This is a genomic window from Ruegeria sp. HKCCD6604 (assembly GCF_013110635.1).
Lineage (GTDB): Bacteria > Pseudomonadota > Alphaproteobacteria > Rhodobacterales > Rhodobacteraceae > Ruegeria.
The window spans coordinates 52,064-67,456 of the sequence record NZ_WVQW01000002.1; the positions used below are offsets into that span (position 1 = coordinate 52,064).

General features: G+C 54.9%; 11 protein-coding genes and 1 tRNA gene. 4 read left to right on the forward strand and 8 right to left on the reverse strand.

Features of this window, described 5'->3' with window-relative positions; genetic code table 11:
* Window positions 1–29: 29 nt before the first annotated feature.
* The 4 genes from arsB to GS614_RS08355 are packed head-to-tail and all read right to left on the reverse strand — an operon-like array spanning window position 30 to window position 4,130.
* Complete coding sequence (gene arsB, locus GS614_RS08340; protein ID WP_171725998.1) at window positions 30–1,049, reverse strand: ACR3 family arsenite efflux transporter; 1,020 nt, start codon at window positions 1,047–1,049, stop codon at window positions 30–32.
* Entirely contained in the window at window positions 1,046–2,311 is a 1,266-nt protein-coding gene (gene arsJ / locus GS614_RS08345; RefSeq protein ID WP_171725999.1) for an organoarsenical effux MFS transporter ArsJ, read from the reverse strand. Before arsJ ends, arsB begins: the two co-directional genes overlap by 4 nt.
* Entirely contained in the window at window positions 2,308–3,306 is a 999-nt protein-coding gene (locus GS614_RS08350) for an ArsJ-associated glyceraldehyde-3-phosphate dehydrogenase (RefSeq protein WP_171726000.1), read from the reverse strand. The genes arsJ and GS614_RS08350 overlap by 4 nt, the downstream gene beginning before the upstream one ends.
* A complete protein-coding gene (locus tag GS614_RS08355) occupies window positions 3,303–4,130 on the reverse strand; it encodes a helix-turn-helix domain-containing protein (RefSeq protein ID WP_171330561.1) in 828 nt (275 codons plus the stop codon). Before GS614_RS08355 ends, GS614_RS08350 begins: the two co-directional genes overlap by 4 nt.
* A 360-nt stretch (window positions 4,131–4,490) precedes the next feature.
* Between GS614_RS08355 and GS614_RS08360 the strand changes: the two genes are divergently transcribed.
* The 4 genes from GS614_RS08360 (at window position 4,491) to GS614_RS08375 (ending at window position 9,297) form a co-directional block, all read left to right on the forward strand.
* Window positions 4,491–4,566, forward strand: a tRNA-Thr gene (locus tag GS614_RS08360).
* Between the two features lie 176 nt (window positions 4,567–4,742).
* Window positions 4,743–5,219, forward strand: coding sequence for a hypothetical protein (locus GS614_RS08365; protein ID WP_371809390.1), 477 nt, complete (start codon window positions 4,743–4,745; stop codon window positions 5,217–5,219).
* 495 nt (window positions 5,220–5,714) lie between these two features.
* A complete protein-coding gene (locus GS614_RS08370) occupies window positions 5,715–7,520 on the forward strand; it encodes an ATP-dependent endonuclease (protein WP_171726002.1) in 1,806 nt (601 codons plus the stop codon).
* A complete protein-coding gene (locus GS614_RS08375; RefSeq protein WP_171726003.1) occupies window positions 7,513–9,297 on the forward strand; it encodes an ATP-dependent helicase in 1,785 nt (594 codons plus the stop codon). The genes GS614_RS08370 and GS614_RS08375 overlap by 8 nt, the downstream gene beginning before the upstream one ends.
* 842 nt (window positions 9,298–10,139) lie before the next feature.
* Here the strand turns inward: GS614_RS08375 and GS614_RS08380 are convergent.
* From GS614_RS08380 to GS614_RS08395, 4 genes are all read right to left on the reverse strand, one after another.
* Window positions 10,140–12,359 (reverse strand): DUF2075 domain-containing protein, encoded by a 2,220-nt coding sequence (locus GS614_RS08380; protein ID WP_216601135.1) that lies wholly within the window; start codon window positions 12,357–12,359, stop codon window positions 10,140–10,142.
* Between the two features lie 102 nt (window positions 12,360–12,461).
* Window positions 12,462–14,894, reverse strand: a complete 2,433-nt coding sequence (locus GS614_RS08385) for a bifunctional DNA primase/polymerase (RefSeq protein ID WP_171726004.1) — start codon at window positions 14,892–14,894, stop codon at window positions 12,462–12,464.
* Window positions 14,887–15,150 (reverse strand): hypothetical protein, encoded by a 264-nt coding sequence (locus tag GS614_RS08390; RefSeq protein WP_171726005.1) that lies wholly within the window; start codon window positions 15,148–15,150, stop codon window positions 14,887–14,889. Before GS614_RS08390 ends, GS614_RS08385 begins: the two co-directional genes overlap by 8 nt.
* Window positions 15,140–15,331: an AlpA family transcriptional regulator gene (locus GS614_RS08395; protein WP_171726006.1), complete on the reverse strand. Its 192-nt coding sequence runs from the start codon at window positions 15,329–15,331 to the stop codon at window positions 15,140–15,142. Before GS614_RS08395 ends, GS614_RS08390 begins: the two co-directional genes overlap by 11 nt.
* Window positions 15,332–15,393: the final 62 nt, after the last annotated feature.

Below are 15,393 nucleotides of genomic sequence, written 5' to 3' on the forward strand. Positions count from 1 at the left end.
TCATCGCCCTACCGCGTTGACCGGTTCTGTCATGTTGCAGGTTCCGGGAAACGCTGGCGTGTTCGGTTGGCGAAAGCCACAAGCGACAGCATCACCGGCACTTCGACCAGGACCCCCACGACCGTCGCCAATGCCGCGCCGGAATGAAGACCGAACAAGCTGATTGCGACGGCAACGGCCAATTCAAAAAAGTTCGATGTCCCGATCATGGCACAGGGCGCTGCGATCCGGTGGGGAACCTTCAGCGCATAAGCGGTGCCATAGGCAATGGCAAAAATCCCATAGCTTTGGATCAGAATGGGAACGGCGATCAGAACGATGACCGTAGGTTTCGCCAGAATGGTCTGACCTTGCAGGCCGAACAGGATGACCACGGTTGCAATCAATCCCATGACGGACCACGGCTTCACCCGCGAAGAAAAGGCTTCTATCGCCTGTTTAGAGCCTAATCTGCGGCGCGTGATCAACCCGGCGACAAGCGGCAGCACCACATAAAGGACCGTGGCCAAAACCAAAGTCTGCCACGGCACTTCGATGTCGGTGACACCCAGCAAAAAGGCCACGATCGGCGCAAATGCCACGACCATGATCAGATCATTGACCGAGACCTGAACCAGCGTGTATGTCGCGTCGCCTCTGGTTAGCTGCGACCATACAAACACCATGGCGGTGCAAGGGGCGGCCCCCAGCAGGATCAGACCGGCAGTGTATTGCGCCGCATCTTCGGGCGCGATCCAAGGTGCGAAGACATAGTCGAAAAACAGGACGGCCAGCAGTGCCATGGTGAAAGGCTTTATCAGCCAGTTCACCACCAGCGTCACAATCAGACCACGTGGCTGGCGGGCGACTCCGGCGACTGCGCCGAAATCGACGTTTACCATCATCGGGTAAACCATTGCCCAGATCAGCACCGCTACCACCAGATTGACGCTGGCGACTTCGGCGCTTGCCACCAGCTGCACCAGCCCCGGCGCGGCCAGCCCGATCAGGACGCCACCGATCATCGCAAGTGCAACCCAGATCGTGAGATATCGTTCAAAAATGCTCATGACAGCGCCTCAGCCGTTTGACCCGTAAGTTTGCCAGAGGTCAGCGCGGCAAGCCCGACCATCACGGCCGCTGTGCCCAGCACCATGGGCAGCCCCCCGACTTGATAGGTCAGGCCAGACAAGACGGTGCCGGCCAACCGCCCCGTCGCATTTGCCATGTAATAAAAGCCGACATCCATCGTCACACGCTCGGACCGGGTGAAGGCAAGAATCAGATAGGAATGCAGCGATGAGTTGACCGCGAAGATCGCACCAAAGACCAAAAGCCCTGCGACCAGCGTCAGGGTCAGCCAGGTCTCGGGCCCATTTGACAGCAAAACAGCCAGTGTCAGAGCCGCAGGAACACAGAACAGGATCGCCGCCCAGCTGCGTGCGGCACGGATCAGATCACCTTCGGTTCGATCTGACGCACGAAGAATCCTTGGCGCGTTGGCTTGCACGGCGCCATAGAGGATGATCCACACCGCCATGAATGTTCCGATCATGAAGAACGCGGCCCGATTGCCCTCTTCGGTGCCATCTGAAAGAACAGCATAGAAATAGATCGGGATGCCGACCACGAACCAGACGTCCCGCGCGCCGAACAGGAAGGCACGCGCCGCGGACAACCAGTTCACATTTGCTGATTTTGAAAAAACCTCAGAGAACTTTGCGCCCTTGCGCCCCTTCGGCAGGCCCGCTGGCATGAACAACATCACCGCGACCAGGATCACCGCCAGAGCGGCGGCCATGGCAAGCACTGCCGGAAGGAAGCCCAGTGTTGCAAGCATGGCGGCACCCAACAGGAATCCCAGCCCTTTGACCGCGTTTTTCGAACCCGTCAGAACCGCAACCCATCGAAACAACGCGCCTCCTTCGGAGGGAGCCAGCAATTTGACCGCCGATTTCGAAGACATTTTGGCCAGATCCTTGGCCACTCCGCTGGCCCCTTGCACGATCATGACAAAAGTGACCGAAGCCGCGACGGTCCAGTTCGGATCAAGCTGCGTCATGGCGAGCAACGCGACAATCTGCACCCCTAGCCCTGCATAGAGGGTCGAGGTCAACCCGAACCGTGCGGCGATCCAACCGGCGGACAGGTTGGTGACAATCCCGGCGATTTCATAAAGCACAAACAGATAGGCAAGTTGCACCGGCGAGAAGCCCAGGGTGTGAAAGTGCAACAGCACCAACATCCTGAGCGCCCCGTCGGTCAGCATGAAGGCCCAATAGGCAGCCGTGACCGCGATATAGGCCGACAGTCCTTCGGGGCGTTGCGTCACAATGATGCCCCGACCATCAGCGCGACATCCACCAGCCGATGCGCATAGCCCATCTCGTTGTCGTACCACGCATAGATTTTCACCTGCGTCCCGTTCACAACCATGGTCGAGGGCGCATCGACGATCGAAGAGCGTTCGTCATTGGTGTAATCGGTGGACACCAGCGGGCGCGTCTCATAGCCCAGAATGCCCTTCAGTTCGCCCTCGGCAGCGGCTTTGAAGAAGGCGTTGACCTCTTCAACCGTGGTTTCACGCTCAACTTCGAACACGCAATCGGTCAGCGAGGCGTTCAGCAACGGCACCCGAACCGCATGGCCGTTCAGACGACCTTTGAGTTCCGGATAGATCAGAGTGATGGCCGTGGCCGACCCGGTCGTGGTCGGGATCAAAGAGTTCAGTGCCGAGCGTGCACGCCTGAGATCCTTGGCAGGCCGATCCACGATTGTCTGCGTATTGGTTACGTCGTGAATCGTCGTCATCGATCCATGGCGGATGCCCAGGTTTTCGTGAATGACCTTCACGACAGGCGCAAGACAGTTTGTCGTGCACGAGGCCGCCGTCACGATCCTATGCGCCGCGGGGTCGTAGGTTCCGTCATTCACACCCATGACGATATTGGCCGTCGGCCCGTCCTTGACCGGAGCAGAGACAACAACCTTCTTCACCCCAGCGTCAAAATACGGTGCCAGCTTCGCTTCGGTCTTGAACACGCCGGTGCAGTCGATCACCACATCAACACCGTCCAGCGGCAACGCGCTCAGGTCTTTTGTGCCAACGAACGGCAGGCGGGTACCGTTGACCGTGATGCTGTCTGCATCATGGTCGAATTCCGCGTCCCAGCGCCCATGGACAGTGTCGAACTCCAGCAGATGCGCATGCATCTCGGGATCACCGACGGCATCGTTGATCCAGGCAATCTTTGCGCCTTTTTCAAGCAAAGGCTTCAGGGCCAGTTTTCCCATACGGCCAAGGCCGTTCAGTGCGTAGGTGGTCATTTCGTTTCCTCGGTAGGCGTGCGCCCGATTTCATCGACGGCGGATTGCAATGCGATCCGGTCAAGGCTTTCGACCGGCAATGACGAAAAGGCCTGAATCCGGCGCTTCAGTTCGCCGTAGGCGGTTTGAAAGGCCAGGCTTTTCTCGGCGTCGGTACCTTCGGCCTTGACCGGATCTTCCACGCCCCAATGGCCACTTATCGGTTGGCCCTCCCAAGCCGGGCATTCCTCGTTGGCGGCCTGATTGCAGACAGTAAAGACAAAATCCATGACAGGCGCGTCCGGCGCCGAAAACTCGGACAGATTCTTCGGCCGCAGGACCGAGATATCGTGCCCCTTGTCGCGCAGAACCTGCACCGCAAAGGGATTGAGTTCTGAACTGGGCCGCGTCCCGGCTGAAAAAACGTTGAACCGGTCGCCGCCGATCTGTCGCAGCAAGGATTCGGCAAAAATCGAACGGGCGGAGTTGCCGGAACAAATGAACAGCACATTGAACTTTCGGTTCGTCGCGGTGTCTTTGGGAAAGGGCATGCAGATATCCGGGCGGCCACGGCAGCAATCCACGATCAGGAAATCGAGCATTTGCTGCACAGTTTTCATTTCAATCGAATAGAGCAGAGACGTCCCGGATCGTTCCTGTTTCACCAGCCCCGACCGCTGCAAAGCATTCAGGTAGTTCGACATGGTGCTGGGTTTGATATCCAGCTCCGCCGCCAGCTCGCCTGCGGGTACCCTGTCAGGAAACCGTCGCATCAACATGCGAAACACGGTGATGCGCTGCGGGTGGCCAAGGGTGGTCAATTGATCGGTTATCTGTTCTATCATATTTCATGAATTATTGAAGTATAGCGAACGAGTCAATTTCATTCCGCGTCGTCACAAAAAATTCACGGACCAGAGTGCCAATTTGAAAGGTTGGCCACAGGCTTCCGGTTCACAACTTAAGGCCCGGCCGCACTGAGCAACGCCAAAACGGTTACAACCGGGCTTGCAGGCGCCAGACTGACAGTTTAAACGAAGCTTCGCATCCGGTCATAATGTGTTCGGTATGACCTACGGTGCCGCTGTAGCTCAGCTGGTAGAGCACGTCATTCGTAATTAGCGGGTCCCCGCTAGAATGACTTGCAAAACCAAAGGGTTCGCGGCAAGAGTATAGAATTAGTAGGGCCATAGTAGGGCCTGAAGGCCTCAATAGCTCAGCTGGTAGAGCAGGTCCTTCGTAAGGACAAGGTCGGGGGTTCGAGTCCCTCTTGAGGCACCATTATTTTTCTATTGTCTATCGGCCGAATTGTAGTTTCCGGCTCTAATCGGCCGTTCGATTTCGGCAAGCCGCCGCGTTGCAGCGTTACCTAAATCGGACATACGCTAAACGCATCCTTGCCAAAGCCGGCTAACAGCCTCATGTCTTGGCCTGGCATGAAATTCTGGGAGACGATCGTGGACGAGGAAATTGCAGAATTCATGCTCTTGGCCTCCAAATTCGAGTTTTTCTTGGTGAACCTCGACCAAACGTTTGCCCACGTGGACGGAGAGACAAGGGCGGTTATTGGCATTAATTGGGACCGTGTCGGCACGTCGTTGGAAGACAAGTTTCCTTTCGCTGATTTTAATTTTGCGAACTCGGGGTTTCGGATCTTCAAGGAAGAAGCACCCCAGTATCTAACCGCGAAAGAAGATGGCGGCCTTAAATGGGATAGCGATCAAGTTAACGTTTCGGATTGGCAGGTCTTACTGGGACGTAGCTATGCTCGCCTTCGAAACAATGTTGCGCACGGCAACAAGGCGCAGCTTCCAGCACCTTTCACACATGAGCGAACAAAGGAGTTTCTTGAAGCAGGGCACTGCCTGATCCATTTTGTCGCGAGAGCGCATGCCGCCGACGACAGTTGGAGTTACGCAATTCAGTTCCAGTAGCGATTTCTAATCCCACAAGTGAAGCGTAGCCGACCGTCAACCCGCAGTAGGCCCAAACCTGCCGTTCTTGAAGCCTTTCGAATGCTGCGTCGCAGCGCGTCAAAGTTGATTTTCGCTACGCACCCGAAATCGATGGTGGTTCGAATTCACTCAAAGTCGGGCGAAAGTGCCATTTCGCAGCGGTTTTTCCGACTTCAACGAGATTTAGCCTCGTTCCTAAAAGCGGGGCCTCATGAAGGTGACGAGGCCACCTCTGATGCAAAGGGTTGGTCCCGAGGTTTAGTGGCGTAGTAGGTCGATATAGGCCGCGCTACACGCGGTGATCGATTCACACAACGATCCTGGCCGCTTCCTGTAGTGAGATGGAAGGATATTTTTTGCGCGTTAAACGATGTTAGTTGAATGCTCTTAGGTTGAGTGCTTTAAGCGGCATGCACGCAAAGCGAACAACAAGCACGAACGCAGACGCGGTTCATTCTGACGGGGTAGAGATAGATGCATCTGTCGCGGATAACGATTGAGAATTTTCGTAACTTTTCGAAACTGGACGTGACCCTCGACGGGAATGTCGTTGTGGTGGGTGAGAACAAGGTCGGCAAGAGCAATCTGATGCACGCTCTCAGATTGCTATTCGATCCTTCTCTACCCGACAGCGCTCGGGAACTGGGCCTCGCGGATTTCTGGGACGGCCTTGATGGCCCTGACGAGGATGACAAAATAGCCATCAGTGTCGAGATCGAAGAATTCGACACCGACCTCGATATCCTTGCCCTTCTCACCGACTTTCGCCTCGATGATGACCCAGACACTGTCCGCCTGACCTACGAGTGTCGCGCACTACCAGGCCTGGGCCACGCGCCGGCTTCGGACGACGATCTGGAATTCATTTGCTTTGGAGGAGAGAGCGAAACCAAGCGCTTCGGGCACGACCTACGCCGCCGTCTGACAATGGACTTGTTGCCAGCACTTCGCGATGCAGAGGGTGATCTGGCAGCCTGGCGTCGATCGCCGCTGCGCCCGCTTATTGAAGAAGCCTTCTCCGAAATCGACCAGGCAGACCTTGACGAGATAGGTGAAGCGATCGAAGAGGCAACTGAAAAACTGACAGCTTTCAAGAGTGTCGGTGATCTTGAGAAAGACCTTGGTCATCTCTTTGCCGCCATGAGCGGCCCAAAGCAGGATGTCAAACCACGTCTGGGTTTTGGCGCAACCGATGTCACGCGACTGTATCGCAACATAAGGCTGTTGATCGATAACGGCCGACGGACAATCAACGACGCAAGCCTCGGCTCCGCCAACATCATGTTTCTAAGCCTCAAGGCGCTGGAATTGAGCAGGCTGATTGCCGAAAACCGTCGTGATCACACGCTTTTGGCCATCGAAGAACCTGAGGCACACCTTCACCCACATCTACAGCGATCAGTTTACCGCCACCTTTTCCAGTCGGTCGACAACCCTGACCAGCACAAACAGATGTCAGTGCTACTAACTTCTCACTCGCCGCATATCGCCAGCGTAGCCCCGCTACGTTCAATTCTCCTGCTTAAAGAAAAGGCTGACGAGGGCACGATCGGTCGCTCTACTGCATCGATAAAATTGACAGACGACGAGGCTGATGATCTGGCGCGATATCTGGATGTAACGCGCGCCGAGATGCTCTTCGCCCGCGGCATCATCTTGGTAGAAGGCGATGCCGAAAAGTTTCTTGTGCCTGTTTTTGCCGAGGCTCTCGGCCATTCTCTCGATATGCTCGGAATAACCGTTTGCTCGGTGGCGGGGACAAATTTCGCGCCATATGCAAAGTTCTTAACTTCACTGGGCATTCCCTTCTCGATTGTCACGGATTGGGACCCTATGCCGAAGAGCAAGCCCTTAGCCGTAAACCGGGGCATCAAACTTGCTATCGCGATCGAGCGAGCCAGAACGAAGAAGATCCAAAAGGCACTCGCCAAGGAACTCAAAGATATTGCCGAAAACAAGGATGAAGACGATCTTGCTGATCGCTTCGAGGATTTCGGCATCTATACCAATATCCGCACCCTTGAAATCGATCTGTACGAAGGTGGATTTTCAGCCGACATTCTTGCAACCCTCAACGAGGGAGAGTGGAGCAAAGCACGGCAGGCGCTGATTGATGGCTGGCTTGCCGATCACGACGGCATTGACCACGACGAGTTGCTCAAGCTGATCGATGCAGTCGGCAAAGGGCGTTTTGCCCAACGGCTTGCCTCGAAGATCGAAGGGCGAAAGCCACCGCGCTATATCGAAGACGCTATCCATTATGTGGTGAAACGTGTCTGATACGTCCATCTACCTGAAGGCTGCCGAAGACCTACGTAACAACCCAGCGCAATCGGCAGCCTACGAGTCCAAGGGAAACTGTGTTGTCCTTGCCGGACCCGGCAGCGGGAAGACAAAAACTTTGACCGTTAAGCTGGCGCGTCTTCTGTCCGAAGATATTCAGGAACCACGTGGCCTCGCCTGCATCACATACAACAATGAATGCGCACGGGAACTGGAAACAAGGCTCGCCGCTCTCGGTATAGAGCCCGGACGAAGAGCTTTTATCGGTACGGTCCATTCCTTTTCACTGACGCAGATCGTCCTTCCCTATGCCAAAGCCGCGGATATGGGGTTGCCCGATGAGTTCTGCGTAGCAACCCGAGCCGAACGGCGCCGGGCACTTGAGACAGCGTACAACCAGGTGATCGGCGGGCGCGAAAACCCGCAACAGCTTGATTTCAAAATGGGCACATACCGGCGGTCCATTCTCAACAGAAACAGCGCAGAATGGCGTGAGACCGATCCTGAGATGGCTTCATTGGTGGAGGCCTTCGAAGCCGAGCTCCGAGCGATGGGCCGAATTGACTTTGACGATATGCCGCTTCTCGCCGTAAGGGCGCTACGCGAGCATGAATGGCTGCAACGCGCTATTCTCGCTAAGTACCCCGTCCTCGTCGTCGATGAATACCAAGACCTCGGAAGGGCGCTCCATCGTATGGTCATGGGCCTCTGCTTTAGTACCGGGATGCGGCTGTTCGCGGTGGGAGATGCTGACCAGTCCATCTATGAATTCAATGGCGCAAACCCTCAGCTTCTCCGTGAATTGGCGGCCCGAAAAGATGTCGAGTGCGTGCGATTGCGGCTGAATTATCGATCTGGGTCCAAGATTGTCGAGGCATCAAGTTTTGCGCTTGGCGAAGCGCGGGATTATGAGGCCGCTGAAGGTGCAGAGGAAGGTACGGTCTACTTTCACCCTCAGCAAGGCAGCTACGAAAACCAGGCCGCTGAGGCCTTCAGTGTAGTCATTGCTGACATCGCCAAACGACATCCAGATTTGAAACCCGGGGACATCGCTATCCTCTACCCCGCCGCCTGGCTGGGCGACAAGGTTGCCGAAGTAGCGCAGCAGGTCGGCCTGTCAGTTATTAGAACAGACACTAACGCGATTTATTCTCGTACCAGCCGCCTGATGCGGTGGCTTGAACGATGCGCTGAGTGGTGTTGCGGTGGATGGCAGACTGGAACACCTCGCTTCAGCCATCTAGTCAACGAGGGAGCGCGCCTGTTCGCCGAGGAGATCAACACACCAGGGGCGCGCCTGGCTTTCCAACGTGCGCTCATGGACAGCCTATGGTCGCGGCGCGAAAGCGCATTGTCGCTGAGACAATGGCTTACGGATATTCGCGCCGCCTTCATCACTGATCTGATTGCCAAGTGCCGCACGATGAAAGACGAGGGCGAAACGTTGGACAATTTCATAGGACGCACCCAAGCGGGCAAGGACTGTTCAGATATGACTGTCGCTCAGTTTGCCGGCCAAGGCGAAGGAAACGAAAGCCTTCACTTATCGACGCTTCACAGCGCAAAAGGTCGAGAGTTCCCAATCGTAATCATGTTTGGCATGGACCAAGGGAACATTCCAAGAAAGGGTAGCAATGAATCCCAGAAACTCGAAGCGCGACGGTTGTTCTACGTCGGCTTCACGCGAGCCAAGTCAGAGGTACATGTCATGCATTCGGCGACACGCCCTTCGCCATTCGTGACGGAACTCAAAACACGGCTTGATGTACAGTGAGATTGATCCCGAACGCGGAAAAGGTGTCGAGGCATTCAAGCTTTAGTATGTCTGCTTTCCCATTTTTGAGATCGCGCTTTTTAGCCGCGGAGAATGTCCAATTCCCGCCCGTATTTACCATGCCCAAGAACAGTATCCTGGATAAGTACCCTTGAACGGACCTGCTGCCGCTTGAACCGTGGCGTACGTTCGAAATGGATCATACCTTGCGCATCTGCCACACAACCCTTTTGAAATCATAACCGCGCCGATGTCTTGGCCGTTGGGAAGTTCGCAGCGCCCTACTTCCCGATCATAGGTCCTATCGCCGTTTAAGGTGCATTTAAGAGTTTGACCTGAAACGAGCGTTCGCATTGCCGCTGTTGCCTGGTTTCCAAGAGGGGAACCTCTTTCATCACAAGTTAGACCATTCAATCGAATGGGCCGATCTGCGACCTCAATGGTATCTCCGTCGCGAACATGTGTGACCGAGCCCACGAATGTTTCTGAGGTGCTGAAAACTTGTAGCTCTGGGTTTGACCAGTAGACAGCCAGACCTATGGCCAAAGCAACAAGCCACAGAGGACTAATTCGCACCTGTTTCAGAGCCGGTCGTCGTCGGCGTTTTTGCCTAGGCTTCTGAAATTTTACGACATTGCCCGATCCCGATGCCGGCGAGCTATGATGTCTACGGCGGCGAAAACGGGCCATGACATGGCGCAATACGAAAACAACAACAAAACAGACGCCGACCAAAAACCCCAATGCAATCACATCGCTCGAAATCTCAGCCATGCTATCAACTTCTATCTAAATGGGACGCTCGAGCTCTGATATGAAATGCATCACATTGCATGTTCATATCAAATTGCCGCCGTCTGTCGCGCCAGACCAGAGTGGTGCTTTTCAGGCGAAACGATACCTCTGTCGCTACCGATAAGAACCTCAGTTTCATTACTGATTTCGGGGATCCCACACTGCAGCAGATACGCGTAGGTTTCGTCGTAAAATGCTGGTGGACGAGTAAGGTCTGTAAGTTCGCCATAGGGAACAAAGATCACAAACCCCTGCCGCGCCCTTGTTAATAAGACGCGATATGCATTCAATAGATAGCTGCGCTTTGTTTGATCTCGCACGTTTTGCCATTTTGTTCCTTTAAAGGCATGGAACTGCCATTCATCTTCAACCCTGCGTAGGTCTGCATCCCAACAGACGCCTGCCCAATCGAGCTCGAGCCCTTGAACGTCAAATTGTGTGGCAACTTCTTCCAGATAGTACGAGGATCGCACGTCAGTCTTTTCGTTTAGAAACCAGCTTGCTGGGTCGATGCTTGATTTGACGTGAATCCCTTCAGGGCGAAGTCTTAGGGCCCCTGACGAGGCGACAAGGCCATAGCGTTCCGTGCCTCGAGCATGATTTCGTAGCCAATTGCGCGCCAAATTTAGATCACGTGTGATCGCAACTGGGTAGCGGTCTCGGAGTTGGTCTAGCGTAGCACGCGCTCCATCGGCATTGCCATCTAAGATATAGCTGACAAACGCCGAGAGCTGCTCAGCCCGAAACGAGCGCATCGAAACTGATAGATGAAGGTCATGGTGTTTCTGAATATGCGGTGCCGACAACATTTCTATGGCCGTTCGATCAGCCGTGTAGTGGCGATCACTGAGCAAATCGGAAGCATGAACGTCCCAATTGGAAAAACGCGTTTTTAGCGCAGTTAGCCATTCTGAAAGCCCTGCCTCGCCGGTGTTGATTTCTTGCCCGCCGCCAATCAAGCAAACGATCGTGCACCAATCCTGACGGCGATCCATCACACTAATCAGAAATTCGGGCTCAGACATGTCAAAGTCGGTTTGCCCTCGTTTGGTTTGCATGAATTTTGAGGCTTGGTCACTTGTCCAAGCGCGTTGGGCCTCATCGAAGACGACCACCTTTTCAAATGGTACTTCATCTGAACCGACGTAGTGGTCTCGGAAATGATGGATATTTTGGATGAACTGTCGAACCGAGCGCAACGCATCGCTTTTCTTGATGCCATCACGGGTGACCTGGTCCCGAGCGAGCGCTTCTCTCAGTACGTCAACCAGCGGGCCATTGCCCGACAAAAACACGGCGTGTTCATCTTCGTGACGCTGGGCGCGTTTGGAGGCGATGTTCAGACCAGCTAAGGTTTTCCCGGCTCCCGGTACTCCGGTAACGAAGCAAATGGATTTTCGATTGGCTCGTTTGGAGGACTCGATGATTTCAGCAATGCGGTCAGACGTGGCCTTAAGGTTTATCGCGCCGGCGTCAGAACGCGAAATCTCATCGACGGAATGATCCCGGTACAGGGCCTCAGCTGCTTCTATGATAGTGGGCGTCGGGCGGTACCCCGATGCACGCCAGGATGAAACATCTACTTCGTCCGCGGGGGCGCCCTGCGGTCCCTCCAGGGTCAGTGCGGCACCCAACCCCATACCCCCTACCAAAACTGGGGCGGCCACCAGGTCGTCTGCCCAGCGCGTCTCTGTTGGCGTCGCTTGGGCCCGTGTCGCCACAAGAATGGGTACGATCGCCAGAGTGTGACTGCCGAGGTGGAAATTCTTTAAGTCCAGCGCGTAGTCGTGAACTTGGTCAGTCGCGTAGCGATCAAAGGTTGCTGAGCCTACTTTGAACTCGATCACGAAGACCATGCCGTTTCGGACCAGAACGACATCAGCTCGCTTACCCATGCGAGGAATGGAAAATTCCAAGAATATGTAACCGGTTCGATCAGCCTTCAGTTGATCCTTAAGTATCGTGATTTGCTTGATCCACGCGTCGCGTTGCTGGTGTTCCAACGCGTGGTGATGGGCGCGGGTAAGTTCACCAAGGATTGCGTCATCAGAGGCATACAGGAAATCAGCTACAGAAGAAAAAAAGTAAGAATCTTTCATGGTTTGTAATGTTTGCCTATCGGCGAATGAACACAACCAAAAAACGTGCAGGTTCGAAGGCAAATGTTTCGGAAGTAGAGCCCTTGTGTGCCCTCCTGCCACGCGTAAAAAGCGGCTGCGAACGGTTTTTCTGATTTTGAATTTAATACGGACCAAATGACCGGGCATTTGCAACCGGTGGCGGTGCTTAAACAAACCCGGCAAACCATACAAAGCCGGCGCGGGTGCCGCTTCCCGCGCCGTTACCTGGTATCTGATGCTCTCTGCAGTTCAGAACGGAAAATCATCTGGTGGTTGGCGTTCATATGCCGTTTCAGAACGCCCAACCACCTCGACGCGGTAGAGCTTGGATCCAGCTGAATCCGATTCCGCGCGAAGAACGCGCCCGTTCACGATCCGGTCTTTGTGTTTCATCAACAAACGGCCGATGCTCTTAGCGTTGAACTGTCCGCCTCGGGTCATGGAGGCCAGGGCCCGATAGAGGTCGCCAATCTTATGGGATTTGTTCTCTTCGGCCATCACCCCGATTTCCGCCAAACATTTTGCTTGCTGCCCGAGGGCGGCTTCCCAAACGTGAAGAAGGTTTGCCAATTCCGATTTCTGGGGATCGTCGATTTTATTGCGTTCCACAGTAATCACCGGGTCAGGCAAACCGAGCCAGATGATTGCATCCCGGATCAAATTCCATTCGCGAAACGAACCCAGGGGCGATGACTGCTTCGGCTGGCCGGCCGCGATGTACGCGCGCAAAACCGTCAACCCGGCGGAAACCAAGGCCGCGCGTTTCTCTTCTGCTTCAACTCTGGGATCAAAGTCGTGCTCTGCCAATTCTGGGTGCTCGGTCCGAGGATCGAGGCGGCAAACCAAAGTACGGCGAGCCATGTCTCCTGCAATTACGAGGTTGTTCCCGGTTGCCATGAAAAGCGCATTCGTAGGGGTACGCGCGAGTTCCGATTTACCCAGAATGCGAGCCGCCCAAATATCGGTGGTAAGTACAGCGCAGAGGGTATCGCCTCCGATGGGGCGTTCGCAGTTGTCGATTACTACGTTCGAATCGCCAGCGATCAACACTGTTGCAATACGCTTCTCGTCTTCTTCGTCGCTTTTCCCCTGCGAAATGATAGTGGGTGTGTGACCTGAAGCGATGATGCCGATTGTCTGGGCTATATAGGTTTTCCCGCTACCGGCGGTGGGCGCATCGATAGCAAACAACGGTGCCGTACGAAGCGATCTGCGCATAAGGGCAGTCAAGGTGGCTGCCAGAAGAACACTTTTGTCGACAGATTCCGCGAAAGGGAATTCGCGAAAGGGCATCAAGAGTGTCGGCAGGCTGTTCAGGGCATCGTTACGCGACGGGGCGTCAGGGACCGGTTCGAATTCAAAACCTTGAGGATTGTAGAGCAGCCCTGATTCATAATCGAAACCAGGTTGCTGCAGGATCGAGCCATCGGCACGCAACGTGGGCGTGGAAATCATCCCGGTCAGAACAGGTACGCGCCATTCACCCACGCGAGCCAGATAAGCGGCTGCGTGTTCATAGGGCGGATGCACAGGAACGCTACCGTCTTTAGTTACCTTTTCCCAGTTTGCCACGCGTGCAAACTTCTCACGCAGCCAGGGCGAAACGACCCTAGTCAGCACCAACGCACCGCCTGGGCGTTCGATACCCTCGGCACTGATTTGCTTCGGAATGCGGCTCACCCGAACGAGCTGTTCCCCACGTTGATAGACATCTGCCTTCGCCTCAATCAGCGCACCCTCGGCGTGATCGACTTCTTCAGGCAAGTTACCAGCCTCCACGAGAATGGTTGGATTGGCGTTGTTTTTCGAACGCGAAAATCCTTCACTTTTGAGGCCGATCCACTTACGCAACGTGTTTTCGAGCTCCTGAATATCCAAGCGGTCACAGAGCTCCGGCAAGCCCCAGATGGGATCACCTGCCCGCAGCTTCTCCCGAGATGCCAAAGACTTTCCGCCGCGATTTTCGGCCTCGTCGTCTCCAGCCGCAAACGCAACGGCGACAACGAGACGATCAACTTCTTCGTCGCTCAGTTCGGTACGGATCAGGGTTCCAGTAAGAGCCAAGCAGATGTTGTCCCGATCTCCTTGATGACGCGGATAGAACCGCAACACCACGGCCAACGCTGCGCAAATCCCGCACCGTTTTTTAAGTTCCTCGGCCGGTACGGTCGGGATCTTTGTGGGATCGCCCATCCATTGCACCTGTTCTCCTTCGGGGTGCATGGAAGGGGGGAACATGGTCTGTGCACCATCGCTGCGGATTTCGAGAACGACGCTGCGGCCAAATTTCAGGCTTTTTGCTGCCTTCGGTGGAATCTGGAACCGGGTGCTTTTCATCGGTGTGGTCATTGCCACGCGGTGACTGCGCGGGGAACTCATGCGCCCAAATGCGACGAAATCGCCAAGGATTTGATCGGCAATCGGGATTGCCTCCGCAATGTCTAGGTCAATGTCCGCCAGGCCATTCGAGCGTGCACCCAGTGCGACGCCGATATTGCTATCCGGCGAAAAAGCGGCGTCAATATCCGCGTCTTCCCACTTGCGGGATTCACCCCAGTTGCCGGCGGGTTTCTTGGAATTCGGAGGGAGCCGCAAAGGCTCCCATCCCATTTTTACATATGCCTTTGCTGCAATAGCAGGGCTTAAGTTTGCCGAAAGGTTCTGCGTTTTTTGCTCAGTCATCACCAACCCCCCGCTTGGCGAAAACATTGTCTTCAAGCCAGTCTTGGACGTCCTTGAGCGTGTACCAAAATTCACCGAGTTTTTCGGTGTACTTGGGACCGATGCCCATGACACGCTTGGTTTCCCAGTAAGTTGCGCTGGTTGCGGTCAGTTTCGCGAGTGCGCTGGTGTGCAGCAGCGTCGTTTCGCGAGAATGGTATGTTTCGACGCAAAGGACAAAAAAATCCCAAGTGACGCAGGGGGTCTCAGTCTTCATTGCGGCCTCCATCGATGAACGCCTCGATGGCGTGGCTGCAATAACGAACCGATTTGTTACCAAGCTTAACAAAATTCGGACCGACACCCTGAGTGCGCCATTTTTCGAGTGTCTGGGGACTAAGTCTCAGCAGGCGCGCAGCCTGCTTGGTTGTCAAAAGAGAAGTGTCTTTGGTGTGCATTTTGATGCCTCCGTTTTTTCCTAACGGTTCATCAAATCGCAGGTGTTTGGGCGCCAGAATAT

Coding starts and splice junctions, on each gene's coding strand:
- arsB (WP_171725998.1), bottom strand. CDS start 1,049: ATGAGCATTTTTGAACGATATCTCACGATCTGGGTTGCACTTGCGATG.
- GS614_RS08350 (WP_171726000.1), bottom strand. CDS start 3,306: ATGACCACCTACGCACTGAACGGCCTTGGCCGTATGGGAAAACTGGCC.
- GS614_RS08355 (WP_171330561.1), bottom strand. CDS start 4,130: ATGATAGAACAGATAACCGATCAATTGACCACCCTTGGCCACCCGCAG.
- GS614_RS08370 (WP_171726002.1), top strand. CDS start 5,715: ATGCATCTGTCGCGGATAACGATTGAGAATTTTCGTAACTTTTCGAAA.
- GS614_RS08380 (WP_216601135.1), bottom strand. CDS start 12,359: ATGCCCGGTCATTTGGTCCGTATTAAATTCAAAATCAGAAAAACCGTT.
- GS614_RS08385 (WP_171726004.1), bottom strand. CDS start 14,894: ATGACTGAGCAAAAAACGCAGAACCTTTCGGCAAACTTAAGCCCTGCT.
- GS614_RS08390 (WP_171726005.1), bottom strand. CDS start 15,150: ATGAAGACTGAGACCCCCTGCGTCACTTGGGATTTTTTTGTCCTTTGC.
- GS614_RS08395 (WP_171726006.1), bottom strand. CDS start 15,331: ATGCACACCAAAGACACTTCTCTTTTGACAACCAAGCAGGCTGCGCGC.